At 53.7% G+C, this 20,553-nt stretch carries 25 protein-coding genes; 17 read left to right on the top strand and 8 right to left on the bottom strand.

The genetic code is table 11. The annotated features are described in order from the left end of the window. A complete protein-coding gene (locus tag Y71_RS20125) occupies positions 1 to 753 on the bottom strand; it encodes a LuxR family transcriptional regulator (protein WP_035889779.1) in 753 nt (250 codons plus the stop codon). A 267-nt stretch (positions 754 to 1,020) separates the two neighbouring features. Between Y71_RS20125 and Y71_RS20120 the strand changes: the two genes are divergently transcribed. Genes Y71_RS20120 through Y71_RS20100 form a run of 5 tightly spaced genes read left to right on the top strand, consistent with a single transcriptional unit; the run spans position 1,021 to position 6,310 of the window. Beyond that, complete coding sequence (locus Y71_RS20120; RefSeq protein ID WP_007373693.1) at positions 1,021 to 1,959, top strand: ABC transporter permease; 939 nt, start codon at positions 1,021 to 1,023, stop codon at positions 1,957 to 1,959. Further along, positions 1,956 to 2,801 carry an ABC transporter permease gene (locus tag Y71_RS20115; protein WP_007373694.1) on the top strand — a complete coding sequence of 282 codons (846 nt, stop codon included), beginning with the start codon at positions 1,956 to 1,958 and terminating at the stop codon, positions 2,799 to 2,801. The genes Y71_RS20120 and Y71_RS20115 overlap by 4 nt, the downstream gene beginning before the upstream one ends. Further along, positions 2,798 to 3,781 carry an ABC transporter ATP-binding protein gene (locus Y71_RS20110; RefSeq protein WP_007373695.1) on the top strand — a complete coding sequence of 328 codons (984 nt, stop codon included), beginning with the start codon at positions 2,798 to 2,800 and terminating at the stop codon, positions 3,779 to 3,781. The genes Y71_RS20115 and Y71_RS20110 overlap by 4 nt, the downstream gene beginning before the upstream one ends. Further along, positions 3,778 to 4,815, top strand: coding sequence for an ABC transporter ATP-binding protein (locus Y71_RS20105; RefSeq protein ID WP_007373696.1), 1,038 nt, complete (start codon positions 3,778 to 3,780; stop codon positions 4,813 to 4,815). Before Y71_RS20110 ends, Y71_RS20105 begins: the two co-directional genes overlap by 4 nt. Continuing rightward, entirely contained in the window at positions 4,796 to 6,310 is a 1,515-nt protein-coding gene (locus Y71_RS20100) for an ABC transporter substrate-binding protein (protein WP_035889726.1), read from the top strand. The genes Y71_RS20105 and Y71_RS20100 overlap by 20 nt, the downstream gene beginning before the upstream one ends. Before the next feature lie 67 nt (positions 6,311 to 6,377). Here the strand turns inward: Y71_RS20100 and Y71_RS20095 are convergent, their stop codons facing one another. Next, complete coding sequence (locus Y71_RS20095) at positions 6,378 to 7,244, bottom strand: LysR family transcriptional regulator (RefSeq protein WP_007373698.1); 867 nt, start codon at positions 7,242 to 7,244, stop codon at positions 6,378 to 6,380. Positions 7,245 to 7,372: 128 nt separating this feature from the next. On the opposite strand from Y71_RS20095, the gene Y71_RS20090 reads away from it, so the two are divergent. Continuing rightward, complete coding sequence (locus tag Y71_RS20090; RefSeq protein ID WP_007373699.1) at positions 7,373 to 7,663, top strand: YciI family protein; 291 nt, start codon at positions 7,373 to 7,375, stop codon at positions 7,661 to 7,663. A gap of 59 nt (positions 7,664 to 7,722) precedes the next feature. On the opposite strand, the gene Y71_RS20085 is transcribed toward Y71_RS20090, so the two are convergent. From Y71_RS20085 to Y71_RS20070, 5 genes are all read right to left on the bottom strand, one after another. After that, positions 7,723 to 8,655: a nucleoside recognition domain-containing protein gene (locus tag Y71_RS20085; protein WP_007373700.1), complete on the bottom strand. Its 933-nt coding sequence runs from the start codon at positions 8,653 to 8,655 to the stop codon at positions 7,723 to 7,725. A 148-nt stretch (positions 8,656 to 8,803) separates the two neighbouring features. Beyond that, positions 8,804 to 8,902: a YoaK family small membrane protein gene (locus Y71_RS30105; RefSeq protein ID WP_035889721.1), complete on the bottom strand. Its 99-nt coding sequence runs from the start codon at positions 8,900 to 8,902 to the stop codon at positions 8,804 to 8,806. A 103-nt stretch (positions 8,903 to 9,005) separates the two neighbouring features. Next, positions 9,006 to 9,239, bottom strand: coding sequence for a KTSC domain-containing protein (locus tag Y71_RS20080; protein WP_007373702.1), 234 nt, complete (start codon positions 9,237 to 9,239; stop codon positions 9,006 to 9,008). A 125-nt stretch (positions 9,240 to 9,364) separates the two neighbouring features. Then, complete coding sequence (locus Y71_RS20075) at positions 9,365 to 9,592, bottom strand: Hha/YmoA family nucleoid-associated regulatory protein (protein ID WP_079518277.1); 228 nt, start codon at positions 9,590 to 9,592, stop codon at positions 9,365 to 9,367. A 396-nt stretch (positions 9,593 to 9,988) separates the two neighbouring features. After that, positions 9,989 to 10,555, bottom strand: coding sequence for a LuxR C-terminal-related transcriptional regulator (locus Y71_RS20070; protein WP_007373706.1), 567 nt, complete (start codon positions 10,553 to 10,555; stop codon positions 9,989 to 9,991). 304 nt (positions 10,556 to 10,859) lie between these two features. On the opposite strand from Y71_RS20070, the gene yjbE reads away from it, so the two are divergent. The 11 genes from yjbE to arsC all read left to right on the top strand — a co-directional run bounded on the left by yjbE (position 10,860) and on the right by arsC (position 20,055). After that, positions 10,860 to 11,105 (top strand): exopolysaccharide production protein YjbE, encoded by a 246-nt coding sequence (yjbE, locus tag Y71_RS20065; RefSeq protein ID WP_035943204.1) that lies wholly within the window; start codon positions 10,860 to 10,862, stop codon positions 11,103 to 11,105. 187 nt (positions 11,106 to 11,292) lie between these two features. After that, a complete protein-coding gene (locus Y71_RS30435; protein ID WP_007373708.1) occupies positions 11,293 to 11,439 on the top strand; it encodes a hypothetical protein in 147 nt (48 codons plus the stop codon). Between the two features lie 304 nt (positions 11,440 to 11,743). After that, on the top strand, positions 11,744 to 13,354 hold the full coding sequence (locus tag Y71_RS20060) for a methyl-accepting chemotaxis protein (RefSeq protein WP_007373710.1): 1,611 nt from the start codon (positions 11,744 to 11,746) through the stop codon (positions 13,352 to 13,354). A 660-nt stretch (positions 13,355 to 14,014) separates the two neighbouring features. Then, entirely contained in the window at positions 14,015 to 14,407 is a 393-nt protein-coding gene (locus Y71_RS20055) for a winged helix-turn-helix domain-containing protein (RefSeq protein ID WP_050998944.1), read from the top strand. A gap of 90 nt (positions 14,408 to 14,497) precedes the next feature. Then, on the top strand, positions 14,498 to 14,950 hold the full coding sequence (locus Y71_RS20050) for a hypothetical protein (protein WP_083565976.1): 453 nt from the start codon (positions 14,498 to 14,500) through the stop codon (positions 14,948 to 14,950). A gap of 233 nt (positions 14,951 to 15,183) precedes the next feature. After that, positions 15,184 to 15,516, top strand: coding sequence for a helix-turn-helix domain-containing protein (locus tag Y71_RS20045; RefSeq protein WP_007373714.1), 333 nt, complete (start codon positions 15,184 to 15,186; stop codon positions 15,514 to 15,516). Positions 15,517 to 15,678: 162 nt separating this feature from the next. Then, positions 15,679 to 16,371 (top strand): heavy metal response regulator transcription factor, encoded by a 693-nt coding sequence (locus Y71_RS20040; protein ID WP_007373715.1) that lies wholly within the window; start codon positions 15,679 to 15,681, stop codon positions 16,369 to 16,371. 11 nt (positions 16,372 to 16,382) lie between these two features. Then, entirely contained in the window at positions 16,383 to 17,789 is a 1,407-nt protein-coding gene (locus Y71_RS20035) for a heavy metal sensor histidine kinase (RefSeq protein ID WP_007373716.1), read from the top strand. A gap of 174 nt (positions 17,790 to 17,963) precedes the next feature. Then, entirely contained in the window at positions 17,964 to 18,284 is a 321-nt protein-coding gene (locus tag Y71_RS20030) for a metalloregulator ArsR/SmtB family transcription factor (protein ID WP_007373717.1), read from the top strand. A 43-nt stretch (positions 18,285 to 18,327) separates the two neighbouring features. Then, positions 18,328 to 19,617, top strand: coding sequence for an arsenic transporter (locus tag Y71_RS20025; protein ID WP_007373718.1), 1,290 nt, complete (start codon positions 18,328 to 18,330; stop codon positions 19,615 to 19,617). A 12-nt stretch (positions 19,618 to 19,629) separates the two neighbouring features. Then, positions 19,630 to 20,055, top strand: a complete 426-nt coding sequence (arsC, locus tag Y71_RS20020) for a glutaredoxin-dependent arsenate reductase (RefSeq protein WP_007373719.1) — start codon at positions 19,630 to 19,632, stop codon at positions 20,053 to 20,055. Positions 20,056 to 20,141: 86 nt separating this feature from the next. Here the strand turns inward: arsC and Y71_RS20015 are convergent, their stop codons facing one another. Beyond that, complete coding sequence (locus tag Y71_RS20015; protein ID WP_007373720.1) at positions 20,142 to 20,396, bottom strand: YdgH/BhsA/McbA family protein; 255 nt, start codon at positions 20,394 to 20,396, stop codon at positions 20,142 to 20,144. Positions 20,397 to 20,553 lie beyond the last annotated feature (157 nt).

Below are 20,553 nucleotides of genomic sequence, written 5' to 3'. Positions count from 1 at the left end.
TTAACTGTCCAGCAAACGGTAATGCAACGCACGGACAACTGCCTGCACGCGGTTGGTCGCGCCGAGCTTTTTCGCCGCCGTGTTCAGATGCAGCGTAACAGTCGCAACTGAGCGGTGCAGCTTGCGGGCAATCTCTTTCGCCGTCAGCCCTTCGGCGGACCACGCCAGACATTCGCGCTCGCGGTTGCTCAGTTTGACATGGCGGCAGGTGAGCATTGAGGCGTCAAACAGCGGAAACGCCGACTCCTGGAAGCGGTGCGCCAGAAAGGTCAGCTGCGCCAGTGTTTCGCTGATATCCCGCTCTTCCCGCTGGTCGGTGACAATTCCGGTCAGCGTGACAAAACCGCCATTGGGCAGATGCAGCGGCACGGTGGCGCCGCAGGGCATATTGTTATCGCGCATGTAGTGCGTCACTTCTTGCGCGTTCTCATCCAGTCGCCCCTGCAATGCGCTGCGATCCGGGCGTTGATAAGACCAGACGAACGGCGCGCAACTCTCCAGCGCAAAATGTTGAACCGGATCGACCTGATAGTAGCCACGCTCGCACCACAGCCTGCGCATATCATCCGGCACATTGCGCATCTCCAGCAGCGATGGCGTAATCAGCGCGCCTTCCAGCGAACGCGGCACCGGCGTGTAGTCGTAAATTACCGCATCAAAACCCAACGCCTGCGTCCGGGCAAACAGCCCGGCAAAAGCCTCTTCAAGCCTGGTGGCGTTGGTTGCACCAGGGCTTTCGATATCAATGCGCATAATGAACTCCCCCAAGGTAAACGGTGCCATGCCACGGGCACGGTTTGTGCAATTTCCCCATGGCTTCGCCAAAGCATGCAATTCCGGTGCCGTCCTGCGAGAAAGGTAAAACTAGTATTTTTGCTAACTACCCAGCCCTGAATGATGCCGTTAGCGTAAAGAAAACGCCCGCTAAGGCTGACCGGGCGCAAATTTATGACGCAGGGCTGCACTACGGCGGAGCGATTTTTTAACTTTCACCACCGTATGCACCATGGGAGTTCGCTGATGCATCGTTACCGTTTTCTGTTATTTCGCCCCTTGCAACTGCTGCCCGTGCTGCTTGGGATCAGCATCATCACCTTCGCGATGGTACGGGCAATCCCCGGCGATCCGGCGCGCATTCTGCTTGGCGTACGCAGTACGCCAGAGGCGCTGGCGCGTATCCGTGCGCAGTTTGGTCTCGATGAACCGTTATGGGTGCAGTACGGCTACTTTCTGCGCAATTTATTACAGGGGGAGCTGGGCAAATCGATTGTCTACCGCGTCGATACCCTGAAGCTGATTAACTCGCGGCTCGAACCAACATTGTGGCTGGTGCTGGGCAGTGTGCTGCTGGCGGTGATCCTCACCGTTCCGCTGGCTTCGCTGGCAGCGCGACAGCGCGGGCGGGCGGCGGATCAACTGATCCGTCTGTTCACCACCGCCGGGTTAGGGTTTCCGGCGTTCTGGCTCGGCATCATGATGATCATCATTTTTAGCGTGGTGCTCGGTTGGTTCCCGGTCTCCGGTTACGGTAGCGATTTTGCCGACCAACTGCACCATATGGTGCTGCCGTGCCTGACGGTAGCGCTGGCGCTGTCTGCGGTATTGATTCGCAACCTGCGCGCCAGCCTGCTGATGGAGATGAGCAGTGACTATGTGGTGGCGGCCAGGGCGCGGGGGCAGCGCGAAAACCGTATCTTCTGGCGTCACGTGTTGCCCAACTCACTGGTGCCGACGCTAAACCTGCTGGCGGTGAATATTGGCTGGCTGATTGGTAGCACGGTAGTGATTGAGAGCGTGTTCGCCATTCCGGGGCTGGGCCAGTTGCTGGTGAAAGCGATTTTTAGCCGCGACTACATGGTGGTGCAGGGCGTGGTGATGGTGTTTGCGCTGGCGACCGTGGTCGTCAACCTGCTGGCCGATGTGCTGACCGTGGCACTGGATCCGAGGGTCAAATTATGAGTGCTCTCAGCGTGATTTCCGGGTTACGCCGCCGGGCGATCCCACGCCAGCACGCGCTGCGCGCCGGGATAGTGATTGTCGGGCTGTGGCTGTTTATCGCTCTGTTTGTTCCGTGGCTGGCGCCGTTTGATCCCATTACGCAGGATGCCGCATCGAGCCTGCTTCCTCCCGGCGGCGCGCACCTGTTCGGTACCGATAACTTTGGCCGCGACATCTTCTCGCGCGTGCTGTGGGGCGCGCGGGTGGATCTGCAAATCTGCCTGCTGGGGGTTATCTTCCCGTTTTTGCTCGGCACCACGCTCGGCGCGCTGTCTGGTTATCTCGGCGGCGTGGTGGATGCGGCCATTATGCGGCTGATCGACATCGTACTGGCGTTTCCTTTTCTGGTACTGATGCTGGCGATCATCGCCATCCTCGGGCCGGGGCTGGGCAGCTTCTACATTGCGATGGCGATGGTCGGCTGGGTCTCTTACGCCCGGCTGGTGCGGGCGCAGGTGCTGACGCTAAAACAGCGGGATTTTATTGTCGCGGCGCGCAGCCTTGGCTACGGCCACGCGCGCATTCTGTTCCGTCATCTGTTGCCGAACGCCATCACCGGCGCGCTGGTGTTCTCCATGTCCGACTGCGTGCTGGTGCTGCTGAATGGCGCGGCGGTCAGCTATCTCGGGCTGGGCGTGCAGCCGCCCACGGCGGAGTGGGGCGTGATGGTAGCGGAGGGGCAGAGCTTTATCACCACCGCGTGGTGGATAACCACCTTTCCGGGGCTGGCGATTGTGCTGCTGGCGATGGGTTTCAGCCTGCTGGCCGATGGCCTCGGCGATAAACTGGGAGCGCGCGTATGACCCTGCTGACCGTCTCAGAACTGACCATTACCCGCGAGCCGGATATCGCGCTGGTCGATAAGGTCTCATTTACGTTGAATGCCGGAGAGATGCTCGGCCTGGTCGGCGAGAGCGGCTCCGGGAAAACCGTGACCTGTCGGGCATTGATGCGTCTGCTGCCCGGCCAGGGGCTGGCCATTACCGGCGGCGAAGTGCGGCTGGGCGGCCGTGATTTACTGTCGCTCAGCGAAGCGCAGATGTCGGCGGTGCGCGGTCGCGAAATGGGGATGATTTTCCAGAATCCCGCCAGCCACCTGAACCCGGTGATGACCATTGGCGAGCAAATTGCCGAAAGCCGTCGCCGTCATTTCGGCGCCAGCCGAGCACAGGCGCGGGAAGATGCCAAAGAACTGCTGCGCCAGGTGGGTATTCCCGATCCGCAAAACCGCATTCATAACTATCCGCATGAATTTTCCGGCGGCATGCGCCAGCGCGCGATGATCGCCGTGGCGCTGGCACCTGAACCGTCGCTGCTGATTGCCGACGAACCAACCACCGCGCTGGATGTCACCGTGCAGATGCAGATCCTGCGTCTGCTCAGCGATTTGCGCCAGCAACTGGGGCTGGCGGTGATCATGATCACCCACGATCTTGGCGTGGTGGCGCAAACCTGCGATCGCATCGCTGTTATGTACGGCGGGCGGTTGTGCGAAGTGGGCGGCAAGCGCGATGTGCTGGCGCAACCGCTGCATCCCTACACCCGTGGATTAATTGATTGCCAGCCGGCTAGCGAAGGCGGGCAGGGGCGTCTTGTGACTATCAGCGGTCAGCCGCCGGTGGCGGATAACTTCCCGGCCGGTTGCCGCTTTCATCCCCGCTGCCAGTACGCCAGCGCGGCTTGTCAGCAACAGCCTGTGCTGCGGCAGGGGCGCGACACGCTGGCGCATGCGGCGGCCTGCCATCATGCATTACAACCACTTAGCCTGCGGGAGGGCGCATGACGACATCAGCAAACTGGCCCCTGTTAGAGGCGGACAACGTCAGCGTGACCTTTCCGGTTTCCGGCGGCCTGATTGGCGCCAGGCGGATGGTGCACGCCGTTAATGACGTCACACTGAAAATTCACGCCGGGGAAACCCTCGGTTTGGTGGGCGAATCTGGCAGCGGCAAAAGCACGCTGGGACGGGCGTTATTGCAGCTTGAGCGGGTGACGGCGGGCGAGGTGCGCTTCGATGGTCACCGCATTACTCATGGGCTGAAGAGCGACGTGGCGCGGTTGCGCCTGCAAACGGCGATGATTTTTCAGGATCCTTTCGCCTCGCTTAATCCTCGCCAGACCATCGGCGACAGCATTGCGGAAGTACTGCGCGTGCATCAGAAAGTGCCGCGCAGCGGTGTGAATGCGCGGGTAGCTGAACTGCTGACGTTAGTCGGGTTGCGCCCGGAGCAAGTGAAGGCCCGACCCGGCCAGCTTAGCGGCGGGCAATGCCAGCGTGCCGGGATTGCCCGCGCGCTGGCGCTCGAACCCCGGTTGATAGTGGCAGATGAGTGCGTGGCGGCGCTGGATGTCTCCATTCAGGGGCAGATCGTTAACCTGCTGATGGAACTGCGCGAAAAGATGGGGCTGGCGATTTTGTTTATCGCACACGATCTGGCGATTGTGCGCCGCCTGTGCGATCGCGTGGCGGTGATGTACCTCGGGCGCATTGTCGAAGAAGGCCCGTCCGAAGCGGTGTTCACGCAGCCGCGCCACCCTTATACCGCCGCGCTGGTGGCGGCGATCCCGGAAATCGATCCCGATAAACCGCTGCCCGCGGAGCCGCTTGGCGGAGAACCGCCCAGCCCATTATCCATTCCACAGGGCTGCGCTTTCCATCCGCGCTGTCCCTATGCGCAGGTGCAGTGTCGCACCGGCGCGTTACCTCCAACCCGGCAGATTGCCGATCACGCATATTCCTGTGTGTTGACCCACACAGGTGATGAGACTGTTTTTCCTTTAACCAGGAGATCTTTTGATGAAGCACAGGCATGTTAAGTTGTTGGCGGCCAGCGTTTTTCTGGCGCTCAGTGTGGTCAGCGAAATGGCGCAGGCGGCAGGCGTATTAACCATTGGCCGTCGCGAAGACAGCACCACGTTCGACCCGATCAAATCGGCGCAAAACGCCGACAACTGGGTGTTTTCCAACGTCTTTGATCCGCTGGTACGGGTAGATAAAACCGGCACCAAACTGGAGCCAGGCGTGGCGGAAAGCTGGAGCATTTCGCCGGACGGCAAGGTCTATACCTTTAAAATTCGCGACACCAAATTCTCCGACGGTACGCCAGTGAGCGCCAGTGATGCCGCGTTCAGCCTGCTGCGTATCCGTGACGATGCCGGTTCATTGTGGCGCGATTCGTACAGCATTATCGACAAAGCCGAAGCGCCGGATGCGCGCACGCTGGTCGTCACGCTGAAATCACCGTCTGCGCCGTTCCTGTCACAACTGGCATTGCCGAATGCGTCGGTGATCTCGGAAAAAGCGCTGAAGGATGAAGGGGCAGAGACGTTTGCCGAAAAACCGGTCGGTTCTGGCGCGTTTAGCGTGAAAGAGTGGGTGCGCGGCGAGAAAATCGTGCTGGTGAAGAACCCGAACTTCTGGCAGGCGAAGAACGTCAGCCTCGACGAAGTGGACTGGCTGACCATTCCTGATGACAACACCCGCATGCTGAAAGTGCAGGCCGGTGAACTGGATGCCGCGCTGACGGTGCCGTTCTCGCGCATTGCCTCACTGCAAAAAGACAGCAATCTGAAGGTGGAGCTGGATCCATCAACCCGTGAAGATCATCTGTTGATCAACCACTCGCACGGCGCACTCGGTAAAGTGGAAGTGCGCCAGGCGCTGGACTTTGCCATCGACAAAGATGCGATTGTGAAGACCGTGACCTTTGGCTACGGCCAGGTGGCGAACTCCTATATTCCGGCTGGCGCGCTGTACCACTACAGCGATAACCTGCGCCGCGCCTACGATCCTGAAAAAGCCAAACAGATGCTGAAAGCCGCCGGCGCCTCCGATTTAACGCTGAATTATGTGGTTAACGCCGGGGACGAAGTGGATGAGCAGATTGCCATTCTGCTGCAACAGCAACTGGCGAAAGCGGGCGTGAAAGTGAACCTGCAAAAAGTTGACCCCAGCCAGAGCTGGGACATGCTGGTGGCGGGCGAATACGATATTTCGGTGATGTACTGGACCAACGATATTCTCGACCCGGATCAGAAAACCACCTTTGTGCTGGGCCACGATGCGAACATGAACTACATGACGCGTTATAAGAATGACAAGGTGAAAGCGCTGGTCGCTGCGGCTCGCGTGGAAATGGATCCGAAAAAACGCGAACAGATGTATATCGATCTGCAAAAAATGGCCAAAGCCGATGTGAACTGGATCGACCTCTACTACAGCCCGTACCGCAACGTGAGCCGGAAAAATATCGAAGGTTTCTACCAGAATCCGCTCGGTCGCTTCTTCCTCGAAGATACGGTGAAGAAATAACGTTTTGCCTGATGGCGTACGCTTACCGGGCCTGGGGAGAATCTGCGCCAGGCCGGGTGAGCGGCGCTTAATCGAAAGCCGCGAGGAGACGTCGCACCAGCGGCTTTGTTTCGTCTTTTCTCCACACCAGGTGTAGCGCGATCTCCAGCGGTAGCCATGGCAAAGCCACTAATGCCACATTCTCCGAGGCAATGCGCGCCAGGCTTTGCTGAATAAAGGTGAATCCCAGTCCTGCTTCGACACAAGAGAGCGCGGCCAGCGGGCCGGAAACTTCCAGGCTGATGCGCGGGGTGAAGCCTTTTTCCTGACAGGCCCGAAGTAACTGCGCGCGCGCTGCCGGGTTCAGGTTTTCCTGCTCGGCTATCCAGGGATACTGCTCAAGCTGCGCGGGCGTGGGCGCGGGGAGAGCCAACGCTTTCGGCATCGCCAGCAACACCGGCTCGGTAAGGACGATTTTCTGGCAAAACTGCGCGTCGCTTGACGGCGGCAGCGTGTATAAGAACGCCGCATCAATTAACCTGGCCTGTAGCTGCTCAAGCTGCTGTTTTGAACGCATCGAATGCAGCTTGATATCGATCTCTGGCGGGAGCGCTAATTTTGCCAGCGCATCGGGCAGCAGACGTGAGTGAATCGCCGCTTCGACATAGCCGATATCGATGCGTCCGGCGTTGGCCTGACCCAGATGTCTGGCGTGATCTTTCAGCCGATCATAATGCTGGAGAAAAGGCCCCACTTCGTCGAGAAATTTTTCCCCTTCAGTGGTCAGATGGAGGCGTTTTTTCTCGCGATGAAACAGCGTGACGCCTAATTCATCTTCCAGCATCTGAATTTGTCGGCTCAGCGGGGATGATGAGATATTCAGCCTTTCAGCCGCCTGGCCGATATGCTCAAGCCGGGCAACAACGGTAAACGATCGCAGCAGTTTGATGTCCACAACAAATCCGGTCTCAACTGGGTTAAAAATGGCAATAGCCTGAGCGGCTATTTAACCGCAATATAACCCTCATGAATACTGCACCGTAACGTGTTGATAATTCACTACTCATAGAGAGGAGTTTGCGTATGTTTATCGTAACGCTGAAATATAAAAAACCGTTAAGCGAGGTCGATCGCTTTGTTGAGGAGCACCGCACGTATCTCGACGCGTGCTTTAAAGAGGACTATTTTCTGGCGGCCGGGCCAACGAACCCGCGCAGTGGTGGCGTGATTTTAACCCGCGCGCTGGCCCGCCCGGCGCTGGATGCGCTGCTGCAAGAAGATCCCTTTTACCGTGAAGGTGTGGCCGATTACGACGTTGTTGAATTCGAGCCCATGAAATGCAGCGCCGCAATGGCCGCCGCACTGGGAAAATAGCGCTTACCGTAGCAACAAACTCAGCAGGGCACGAATCGTGCCCTTGTGCTTTTCCCGCATTAAAACACCATCACATGTAACAGCGTGCGGACCAGAATGCCGACAATCGCGCCGGGTAGTACAAAGCGGAACAGGCGGACAAAGCGGCTGGCGATACCGAGGAAAATCCCAATTCCTGGTAAATCGAGGGTTTGCACCAGGAAGCCCGCCGAGGCGTTGATCTGCTGCGCCGTCAGTTGACCGTGCTGCGCCATCTCCGAGGCCACGCCAAAATAGGCCGTACCGCCCGCCAGGCATTTAGTCAGCGTCAGCAGCACATATACTGTGGAAATATGGAAGAATTCCAGCATCGGCGTTAACAGCGATGTCAGCGCTTCTACCACGCCTGCCGCTTTCAGTAAGCCCACCACCGTCAGCGATAACAACAGCATCGGCAGCGACCCCAGCGCCAGGCGAATCGCATCTGCGCCAGCGCCGTTAATCACCGAAATCAAACTCGCGCGCGGTTTATCTTTATTCAGTTCACCCTCTTCATCGCGCAGGCTGGCGGCAGAGAGCCTGCGTCCCGTGACGTACCAGGTCAGCGTTGAGGCGGCAAGACCACCAATCATCGAAATCACAATCGCTATGCCCCAGTGCAGGCCGAACGGAGTCAGAGGGTAAAACACATTCGCCTGCCCCATGGCGAACAACATGGCGAGCGTGGCGGCAAGATGGCGATCGGAAGTTCCGCGGCGCTCCATAATCGCCAGCGCGGCGAGCGGTGCGGCAAAGCTGACGAAATTAAGCTGAATCAGGGCGAAAATCCCCATTCCGCTGATCCCAAAAGGTTTTAATACCGGGGAGGTGAGACGAACAATGCCATCCAGAACCCCTTTTTCCTCCAGATACTTCATTATGATGAGCATCACCACCATGATCGGCAGCAGGGTATACAGTGCAACATCCACGGAAACCTTGCCCGCCGACATGATGATTTCAATGATATTCATGAACCACTCCGGTAAACGTACTTGCCCGGTAGTTTACACCCGCTAACGGAACGGCAGGCTCATTCATTCCATTGGTTTTACTTATTTTCTGTAAGCGGATACGGCATTCGCGAATGCGCCGTCGGCATAAATCGGAGGGGAAAAGACGTCAGGAACCTGGGTTGGCGTAGCCGCCGAGGATAAACCAGGCAAGGAAAGCGACCGCTACAATAAAAACCAGCACCGGAAAGGCAATACCAATTCTCATATACCCTCTTACGTTGTCAAAAGCCTTAGTCAACAGGAAACCGCGTCGTCTGCGCGGGGAGACAACGTTAACACAAAAACACTAAAAATGACCGTGTTACAGACTAAAAGCGACTGCGATTCGCCGGTTCAACGGTGATTTTTAAGTAGCTGTTGGCAATATTTTCGCGGAAGTACGCTTCCTGCTGCTGGCTCATCAAAAAACCCTGCCAGATCTTCGGTGGTACGCCGAGATACTGCTCAACGCGGCCATTACTGTGCTCAAGCTCCAGCACGCTGGAGTTCGGGTCATAACCTGCCGTCTTTAGCGCCCTGCAAGAAAGGGGATGTCTTTTCATTTTTTGTCCTGCTCAACGTCAATGTCACAAAAGGCTTTTAAGCTATCGGCAGGCGACAAAGAATATTTACCACTGATACAAGACTCTTTTCGTATAACCAAGGTGAATAAATGACGCTCAGCAACCTACACATTGCGCCATGCGCTGGCCGGAACTTTCAGCCAGCGGCAGTGGTGAACAAGTTCGGCGCGGCGATGATCGCTGGCACTGATCAGCGCTTCCAGCTCAATTCCGGTTAGCTTTTGGCTCCTGAGTTCATAAATTTCTTCGACCGCATTGAGCGAGGAATAACGGCGTAAAATACGCAGATAATAGTGGCGCAAGGCAGTCATACTACAAAGGTTAGTAGGCATGGTAATTTTCTCTTGTTTTTAAATGAATAAGTCTTTTCAAAATAATTTTTGTGGTGAGGCCAGTCTTATTTTCGGTATCAGCTATTGACGTGTGACGCTGTTCATCAGTAAATAAAGCATCCTCTCTACGCGAGTACACAAAATGATCATCATCGAACTGACTGTGATTGGTGTGCTACTGGTTATAATCATTTTTTCATTCTATAAGCATTTAAAAGTGGTTCGTTCCAGAAACGTCGGCAACACCAAAAAATATTACCGACGATAGTCCTGCTGCTATTATATTTTTACGCTGTCTGTTTCGAACGTAAACAGGTACAGAGGATATATCGCAATACTGAATTATTATGGTTTACGTTGTGAACATCAGGTTTTTATTTCAACCTGTAGTGATAATCAGCCGTAGGCCACCACTCTACGATTTGGCGTTTTTTGCTGGGGGAATGGCATTATTTCTTCCTCATTTTCGGCCAGTCCACAATCTTTGAATGGAAAAATACTGAAGGCGTAAAAAATATCAATCCTGGAGTTGGCTGATATTTTCTTCTTAATGTTATCCTTATGAGATGAGACGGTTTTTTTGTTAATACTCAGTAGGTTAGATATTTCATCATCGCTCTTCTCGAAGATCATGCCCTTCAATATTGCGATTTCTCGACGGCCCAGTCGAATGGTTTTTACATGGCTACTGACGCGTCCATTTATAAATTCAGTTAAAATATCCAATAAAACATCCACTTGTATTTTATCGGGAATCACAATTATAGGTGTATGTACCAGGGTAAAGGGAGAAAAATGACCTTTAGTCACAACCAGCATCCCTCGGTTGGAAAAAGGCGCACTAAAGTTAATGGCAATGTGTATTTCACTGCAATTTCTGATTTCTTTTACTAATTGAATTATACCTTTTTTGGTATAAGAGCAATTAATTTTGAACAATACGATATCTATATTTCTTCCCATGTTAACATCCTCCCGGTTCGTATGAAACTGTGTGTAAAAACATTGGCGGGTAAAAAATGGTTTCTGCTTTTGATCCTTCTTCTCTTTCTAGTTTGATCTGTATCATATTGCTAAAAAGTTGTTAACTGAGGATATTCTTATTTTTGTTTTATGCAAGCTGTTGCCGCTTCGTTTAGATAATTAAATAGAACTGAGGAATCTCCCAATTGTTTCCATATTGTCGAGGAATGTCTTAATTTGCGATCTTATTTTGTGATGGCGATTTAAAGTGCGAAAGGTCCCAATAAAATATGAGGGTTGGTTTATGACGCATTTACATCGCATTATTTTGGTCGTTAGTTTTATTATTTCTGGATTAGCACACGCAGCACCGGTAGCAGAAGGCTCTGCCGCAGGAAGTGACGCTTCAGACAGTGCCATTGGAAATTCGGCGTGGGTTGGTGTCGCGGGCGTTGCTGCCGTCACCGGGTTGGCATTGCTGGCAATGGGCGGTGACAACGGCAGTAACACGTCAACCAGTACCACCACCACCACCACGCCGTCGAATTGAGGTAAATTAAGACCGCATCGTTGTTGACTGAGAAAAAAGGGAGCCAGGATGTCTCCCTGCTTCGGCGCTAGCCGCCAATGCAGCCAATCAGTTTCGGGCATAATGGATAATATCGACCAGCGCTTTAGTTTTGCCCGTCTGTTTAGTACTCCGAAAACGCTGGCCTTGATGCTGACAAGGTTCAGTAGTGAAGCCGATTGCATCGATCGTTATTCCACATGAAAAAGGCCGTCAGTACGCGATCGCAGTACTGCCGGCAAAATCATCATTAACTGCACTGCGCCTTACAGCCTGGCACTGCAGCGAATCCCTCAAGGGCGATGTGAACCGTTAATCAGTAATAAGGAGCCAGCATTTCAGCAACAAATGCCCGAACCGCGTGTCACTGTGGGCAGCGGCGGCGCATCCGGCTTCTCCTTTATTATTGGGCCGTTCGACCTCTGCCTTTTATTGCCAGCGCGACATCAGCCCTGCGATTAAACCGGCAATATACCCCGCCTGTAGGTCTGATAAGACGCTGCTGCCCTCCGGCGATCCCATCGTAATTTCATATTTTCCGTAAGGTTATAGCCTTCGTATAGTGAAATCGCACCCATTACACAGCTTGTGGAATTCGTTGAAACACTACGAGGGATACTATGCGAGTCATCAAACCCTTCTCTCTTGGTGCGCTTTTAGGCACCGGTTTTGCCGCCATTATTGTGATCAGTTTCCTGGTGGCGATTTTTGGACGGACACAATTACTTAGCACCAGCAAACACATTGAATATTATGAAAAATATCACCTGACTAACCTGCTGGCGATGCAGGAGTTAAAGGACACGTTAAATAACGCTACCAAAGCGACCTTTATTATGGTGTTTCAGGATGACGCCGATAAACAGGAGGCCGAAGAGAAGGTCACCGAAGCGGCAATCCAGCGTATCGACACGCTGGTTAAACAGTTACAGCAGAATATTCAGGGCAGCGATGTCCAGCAGATGTTGGATCGTTTTAAACAGACGCAGGCGCAATACGTCGCGGTTGTGCGCCAGACGGTGAGCATGGCGAAAAATGGCCAGATGCTCGACTCCCAGTCGATGGCGGTGGATAAACTGCAACCGGTTCAGGCACAACTGTTTAATGAAATCACTGTGATGATCCAGCGCCAGCAGGCCAGCACGACCGCGGCAGCGGCGGAGAGCACCGGCAGTGCGCGAGCGTCTGGCGATCTGTTGCTGATGCTGGCCGCAGCGGCAACGCTGTTTGGCGTGTTGATCGCCTGGTTTGCCACGCGGCTTATCAAGCGGCAGCTGGGCGGTGAACCCGCTTATGCGTTGCGAGTGGTACACGATATCGCTGAGGGCAATCTGGCAATGCCGGTGACGCTGGCGGCAGGCGATCGCCACAGCCTGCTGGCCGGGATGGAGGCGATGCGTCAAAGCCTCAATCGCATTGTGGCGCAGGTTCGTGAGAGCAGCGAATCGATCTCGGCAGGGGCCAGCGGCGTGGCGGCGGGCAGTATGGATCTTAGCCAGCGCACGGAACAGCAGGCAGCCAGCCTGCAACAGACGGCGGCGTCAATGGAGCAAATCGGCCAGACCATTCGCCAGAATGCCGACACGGTACGCGTCACCAACCAGCAGGCCACCGCCGCCAGCGACATTGCCGCCAAAGGCGGGGAAGCGATCGACAACATTGTGCGCACCATGGATGAGATCAGCCAGAGCGCGCGCAAAATCGGCGAGATCATTACCGTTATCGACGGCATCACTTTCCAGACCAATATCCTGGCGCTCAATGCGGCGGTGGAAGCGGCACGTGCCGGTGAGCATGGGCGAGGCTTTGCCGTGGTCGCAGGAGAGGTGCGTTCACTGGCGCAGCGCTCCGCCACGGCGGCGAAAGAGATCAAAGGGCTGATTCAGGCCAGTATTGATTGTGTGGATAACGGCGCTACGCTTGTCAACAATGCCGGTTCTACCATCGGCGAGCTGGTTAAGCAGTCGCACCATGTCGCGGAAATGATTAACGAAATCGGTATGACCACTCAGGAGCAGGAGTTGGGCGTTGCGCAGGTGAATGATGCTATTGCCCAGCTCGATCAGGTAACGCAGCAGAATGCCGCGCTGGTGGGCGCCTCCAGTTCGGCGGTCGATCATCTGCGCGATCAGTCACGGAATCTGGTGGCGTTGATGAGCGTTTTTCGCACCGAGCATGCCCGGCGGGAAAGTTCGGCGCAGCTTGCCTCCGGTGTGCTGGTGAATACCTGACGCTTCTGAACAAACGCGATGCCATGATACATGAACCAGACAACGGTGTCGCAGAGCGAGGGACAAGGATGTCCCGATAGTGATCTGCCTTTCTCATTGATGTAATCCGGACGGACAGCACGCGTATCGCTTAATCATTAAACCATCGTGAATGGGCGGATTATGCCGCCAGCGGCGGTCAATTCTGTGATTTCAGTCAGTGCGAGCGATCAGAACAATTGGCCGGATATCGTTATTTTTTGCAGTAGATTCGATGAAGGTGTTATTTACCCCGGAAAAATTCTGGAAATTGATATTTTTATTTTATAAACATTGGGGGTAATACTTTTATTTTAATAAGGTAAATGGTCTGAATGTTAATGATGCGTAATTTTTACTTGTCTTTTAACTGTGGAGACGGTTTTTTGTTTGGTTCAATCCTCTGGCTAAAGTGGATTATTTTTAGTTATTATTACTGAAGGTTTGTTATTGTCTTAATGAACTAAACATGTTTTTATCTTTCGGCAGTTAACCAGGAATTGCTGCCTTGTGAATATTAATGATATTTACATGCAAGAAATAAATGTTATTTATTATGCGAATAACTTACAGCGTGTTGTTTTGTCATTTTGACAATAAAATTGTGCGGTACAGACATCTGTGTAAACGCTAAGGAGGGGTATGCCAGACGAGGAAAATAAAGCGCTTTCAGTCATGGGCTTCCTTATCGAAAAGAGTGTGATTTATGACTGTAGAACAAAAAGACTCATCTGCCTTTATGGAACGGCGAAATATATTTCTCTGAGAAAAACCCAGTCGTACTTACTGGAATACCTTTTGTGTCATGGGGTTAACAACGTTGTTTCTGATGACATGCTTATGAGTGATGTCTGGGAGCGAAACGGCCTTCGCGCGTCAGTTCAGCGGGTTTGGCAGGTTATAAATGATCTCAAATATAACGTTAGTAAATCAGGTGTCAGTGATGAGTTTATCCTGAGGGTTTCCCGGAAAGGATATTTGATTAGATCAAGTAGTGTGCAAACTTTATTTTATCATGCAGACAATGAATGCTAATTTTCGTTGCATAAAAATAAGGTTAAGGTTTAGTGGTAATACATTATTTGTTTTTGGTTGATGTTAACAATGTCAGGTTTGAGGTTATCGATGAAAAAAATTTTATTATCCATTGCCGTCTCTGTAGCTATTACGATGCCAGGATTGGTTCACTCTGAGGGAACGGCGACTGTAAATCAGGTAGTGCGACCGGAAGTGGCTGAAAGGGTCAAGGCTTATGAAGGGGCGGAAGGCACCATTGTATGGACACTGCGTTATGGTAAACCTGACGAGAAAAAAATGATTGTGCAGATGACGGATATTGATCATCCATGGAATAAAAAAATTCATTTAATGAACGTGGATGATGTGGGTACGAAAAAATATGTTTACACATTGGTTGATGGGAAAAAATTTACCGTCTTGTTTTTTAATAGTAATGGGTGGGGGGAGCTGAATCTGCCGGGCGAAAATAAAGCGATACCAATATATTACAGCAAAGCATACTCCTCCGAAGGAAATGCCCAGGCTTTCCTGACTGATTATCTTGAATCGGATAAATAAAAAAGCAGTATCTGCTCTCTCAAGATCAAATCATACGCGTTACGACGATGTAGCAAGATTGAACCAATCCAGTTGCTGGCATAAGTCAGCGACTGTGGTGGTGTTGCTAAGATAGCTGACGTAAAAGCTACCCGGCAGGGGTAACAAAACTGACAGGATTATCATTTTCGCGTCACTTTTGAGTCAGTATCCCTGCGTTAAGGTGAGAGCTCCTTAAGAAGGAGGCTTTCACGATGGGTATGCAACAGATGGTGGTACATGAGATCCAGCAGTGGATCGATGAAAACCTCGACCGTCCGCTCAGAATTCGCGATGTCGCCACGCGGGCCGGTTATTCAAAATGGCATTTACAGCGTCTTTTTCAGGAAGTGATGCAGGTGCCGTTAGGGATTTATATCCGTAATAAGAAGCTGGAAAGCGCTGCCGAGGCGCTGCTGACGACGGAAGATTCGATCATCACCATTTCCACGCGTTATGGTTATGACTCACAGCAAACCTTCACCCGCACCTTTGCCCGTAAATACCATATGCCGCCGGGCGTATGGCGTCGGTACCATCAAAGCTAGCGCTAGCGCAGAATTGACGCCACGATACGTGGTTAATCATCAGGTTGCATTTTGTCGCTAAAACGGTGAAAAAATGTCAGCTAAATGTCAGCCCAACAGCGGTAACATTGCGGCTATGAATATGTTTGCGGCAGGTGCCGGAACGTTGAAGGAGTCGCCCCTTTGAAGCTGTTACTCATCGAAGACGAGGAAAAGACCTCGTCATATATTAATCGTGCGCTGAGCGAACAGGGTTTCACTCTCGATGTCGTTGATAATGGTGTCGAAGGGCTGCACCTGGCGCTGGAATACGAGTACGACGCGATTGTGCTGGATATCATGTTGCCCGGCATGGACGGTTACCAGATTCTTGAGCGGCTGCGCGCCTGCAAACAGACGCCAGTGCTGATGCTCTCGGCGCGCGGCTCGGTTGAGGAGCGGGTAAAAGGGCTGCGCCACGGCGCGGATGATTATCTGCCAAAACCCTTTTCGCTGATCGAGCTGGTGGCGCGCATTCAGGCGTTGCTGCGCCGCAGACCAGGCGACGGCGCGGACATCACTCAGTTGCATATCCACGATCTGCACCTCGATCTGCTGGCGCGGCGCGTAACGCGCGGCGGCGACCGCCTTGAACTGACGGCGAAAGAGTACGCGCTGCTGAGCCTGCTGGCGCGTCATCAGGGCGAAATCTTGTCAAAAATGATGATCGCCGAACAGGTCTGGGATATGAACTTTGACAGCGATGCCAACGTGGTTGAAGTGGCGATTAAACGCCTGCGCGCCAAAGTTGATAATCCTTATCCCGTTAAGCTGCTGCATACGGTGCGCGGTATGGGGTATGTGCTGGAAACCCGCCAGGAGAGTAAAGCCAGTTGAACGCGCTCTCTTTGTGTAAACACTCGATTGCCGGACGCATGGCGCTGATGTTCGCCGTGGCGTATGTGTTTGTCGTCGTCACCTTTGGCGTTGTGCTCAGAAGCTCGTTGTATGAGTCGCTGCAAAGCCAGATGCATAACGAATTATTATTCCGCGAATCGTTGATGGCGCCGTGGGTGGAAAACCGTCAGTCCATCGACGGCTGGAAATCCCTGACCACCAAATTTAATACGCTCTCCTCCTATGAGGGCGGGCGCGTGAAGTACTGGCTAGTGGCCGATGATCCCCGCTTTGATATGGGCGGTCCGCCGCCGAAAGGCGTGGAGTGGGCTTCGCTGAAAAACGGGTTCAGCACCGCGCCAGGCGAAACGGAAGCATCCTGCCTGCTGTTCCTCTACTCCCGCGAAATCCCGGCGAGCGGCGAACGCCCGGCGATGCGCTATGTGGTGGCGATAGATTCCACGCCTTATATGGGCACGTTGTATGAATTTACCTGTGCACTGGTGCTGGTCAGCTGTATCGGTGTCTTCCTGATTGCGCTGCTGGGTTATTTGATCGCCCGTTTCGGTATGCGTCCGGTGAATACATTAAGCGAGCAGGCACACCAGCTTGCGCCGGGTAATCATGGTCAGCGTCTGCAGGCGCATACTTTACCGGACGAGTTGCAAACGCTGGCGGTCTCGTTTAATGGCGCGCTGGAGCGCCAGGAGATCGCCTGGCGCCAACTGGAGAGCTTTAATGCCGATGTGGCGCACGAACTGCGTACTCCGCTAACCAACCTGATTGGCCAGACGCAGCTTGGCTTGTCACGTCAACGCTCCATAGAAGAGTTACAGGATCTGCTGGAGTCCAACCTCGAAGAGCTGGAGCGCATGACCTCCATCGTCAACGATATGCTGTTTTTATCCCATGCCCAGGCGGGCGAACACGCCACCCAGCTCACCACGGTTTCTCTGCGCGAAGAGGCTTACAAAACGTTTGAGTATGTCGAGCCTTCGTTTGCCGAGAAGAATCTCCAGGTGCAGGTCGAGGGAGATGTCACGGCATCCATTGACCGCCGTCTGTTCCATCGTTCGCTGGCGAATTTGCTGGAAAACAGCGCCCGCCATGCGCCGCAGGACAGCACAATCATTGTGCGGCTGCAAAACGTCGGTGAACTGGCGCATGTCGCGGTGTCGAATAACGGCGAGGAGATCGCGCAAAGCCACCTTGCGCGGCTGTTTGAACGTTTCTATCGTGTGGATGCCTCCCGCACCCGCAGCGATACGCACCACGGGCTGGGGCTGTCAATTGTCCGCGCGGTAGCGAACATGCATCAGGGCGATGTGTTTGCCACCAGCGCAAACGGGATCAATACCTTCGGCTTTACCCTGGCGCTGAAGCGCGAAGCGGCCAGCCGCGAGGCGGAAAAGCGCTAAGGGCAAATACCTTATGCTGAAGCGGCGGGGAAGATCCCGCCGTATTCCACGCGACGATGTTACTCAGAAGCGAAACGCTTCGTTCCACGCCAGACTCATTACCTCAATGTGCCGCTTTAAATCATTACATATATGATTTACCATATGTGTAAATGAACGCCATCGAGACTCAGCATGCTACATCCGGTTCAGCTTTTCAAAACGCTCTCCGATGAAACCCGCCTGTCAATTGTGATGCTGCTCCGCGAATCCGGAGAACTCTGCGTCTGCAATCTCTGTGCGGCGACGGGAGAATCGCAGCCCAAAATTTCCCGCCATATGGCGATCCTGCGTGAATACAACCTGGTTATCGACCGGCGTGAGGGGAAATGGGTTCATTATCGTCTCTCTCCGCATATTCCGGCCTGGGCCGCTGACGTCATTGATACCAGCTGGAACTGCCTGCGCGAAGAGACGCGCGAAAGGCTAAAAACCGCCGCGTCCGGCAGCTGTTAACGCCTCAAACATATTCATAAATTCAGATGTGATGGAGTAAGTGATGTTACTGGCAGGGGCAATTTTTTTGTTCACTCTGGTGCTGGTTATCTGGCAGCCGAAGGGGTTGAGTATTGGCTGGAGCGCGGTGATCGGCGCCGGGCTGGCAATGGTCTGCGGGGTGATTCACCTCAGCGATATCCCGGTGGTGTGGAATATTGTGTGGAATGCGACGGCCACCTTTATTGCGGTCATTATTATCAGTCTGTTGCTGGATGAATCCGGCTTTTTCGAATGGGCGGCGCTGCATGTTGCCCGCTGGGGAAACGGGCGCGGTCGGCTCCTGTTCACTTATATTGTATTGCTTGGTGCTGCGGTGGCAGCATTGTTCGCCAACGATGGCGCGGCGCTGATCCTGACGCCGATTGTTATTGCCATGCTGCTGGCGCTGGGGTTCAGCAAACGTGCCACGCTGGCCTTTGTGATGGCGGCGGGGTTCATTGCGGATACCGCCAGTCTGCCGCTGATTGTCTCGAATCTGGTCAATATCGTCTCGGCCGACTTCTTCCGGCTCGGGTTCAGGGAATATGCCTCGGTGATGGTACCGGTGGACATCGCGGCGATTATCGCGACGCTAATCATGCTGCATCTCTTCTTTCGCCGGGATATCCCGCCGGTGTATGACATGGAAAAACTGCGGGAGCCAGCGCTGGCGATTAAGGATCGTGCAACATTCCGCGCCGGTTGGGTTGTTCTGCTGCTGTTGCTGGTCGGTTTTTTTGTGCTGGAGCCGCTGGGTATTCCGGTCAGCGCCATTGCGGCAGTTGGCGCGCTGATTCTGTTGGCGATGGCGAAAAAAGGTCATGCCATCAATACCGGTAAAGTGCTGCGCGGCGCCCCGTGGCAAATCGTGATTTTTTCGTTGGGGATGTACCTCGTCGTCTATGGCTTGCGCAACGCCGGATTAACCGCGTATCTCACCGACATTCTGAATATGCTGGCCGATAAAGGATTATGGGCGACCACTCTGGGAACGGGATTCATCACAGCGTTCCTCTCTTCGGTGATGAATAATATGCCGACGGTGCTGGTGGGCGCGCTGGCCATTGATGGCAGTTCGGCAACCGGCGTAATGAAAGAAGCGATGGTTTATGCCAACGTGATTGGCTGCGATCTTGGGCCAAAAATCACGCCGATTGGTAGCCTGGCGACGCTGCTGTGGTTGCATGTGCTGGCACAAAAAAATGTACGCGTAAGCTGGGGTTACTACTTTCGTACCGGTGTGGTCATGACGCTGCCGGTGCTGTTTGTCACGCTGGTGGCGCTGGCGCTACGCCTCTCTATTCATCCGTAACGGGACACTGCTATGAGCAACATCACTATTTATCACAACCCGGAATGCGGCACGTCACGCAATACGCTGGCGATGATCCGCAACAGCGGCGAAGAGCCGACCATTATTCTCTATCTTGAGACGCCGCCGTCGCGCGATGAACTGAATAAGCTGATTGCGGATATGGGCATTTCGGTGCGGGCGCTGCTGCGTAAAAACGTCGCGCCTTACGAGCAGTTGGGGCTGGCGGAGGAGACATTCACCGATCCGCAGTTGATCGATTTTATGCTGCAGTATCCGATCCTGATTAATCGCCCGATTGTGGTGACGCCATTGGGGACGCGGCTGTGTCGTCCTTCGGAAGTGGTGCTGGATATTCTGCCCGGTCAGCAAAAAGGGGCATTCACGAAAGAAGATGGCGAGCAGGTTGTGGATGCCGCAGGCAAGCGAATCGTATAACGGCTTTTCAGGATGCGAAAAGAGAAGGGGGGCACGGCTGGCCCCCCTTTTTTCATTCACCGGTTGCCGGATATCCGGCCTGCGGCTTATTTATACAGCGTCGCAACGCCGTAATATTTATCATCGCCACCGGCAGAAACGATTTTAAAGCTGCTGGCACCCTCTTGCGTTGCTTTCTGATTCAACTGGTGTTGCAGGTCGCTTAAGGTATCGGCACCGGAAACGGAGACGCTGCCAATCGGCTGCATTCCGGCAGCCGAGGTCACTTGAGTTGCTGCCCAGGTTGCCGTAGAGAAAATAACCAGACTCGTTGCGAAAAGCGCTGCTGTAACCTTTTTCATCTTAACCACCTCATACTATACAGAAGTAAATAAATCGTCTTTACAGCTGCTATTTTACGCGGCGAGGCTGACAGGATTCTGACCTGAAAATTACGAACTTGTCAGATAACAAAACTCAACAATTCTTTTAATAAAAAGAGGTTACGCATAGGGAAGA

The organism is Kosakonia radicincitans DSM 16656 (assembly GCF_000280495.2).
GTDB classification, from domain to species: Bacteria; Pseudomonadota; Gammaproteobacteria; order Enterobacterales; family Enterobacteriaceae; genus Kosakonia; species Kosakonia radicincitans.
Note: the sequence above shows the minus strand (reverse complement) of the source record. Positions and strands in the feature narration are given on the sequence as shown.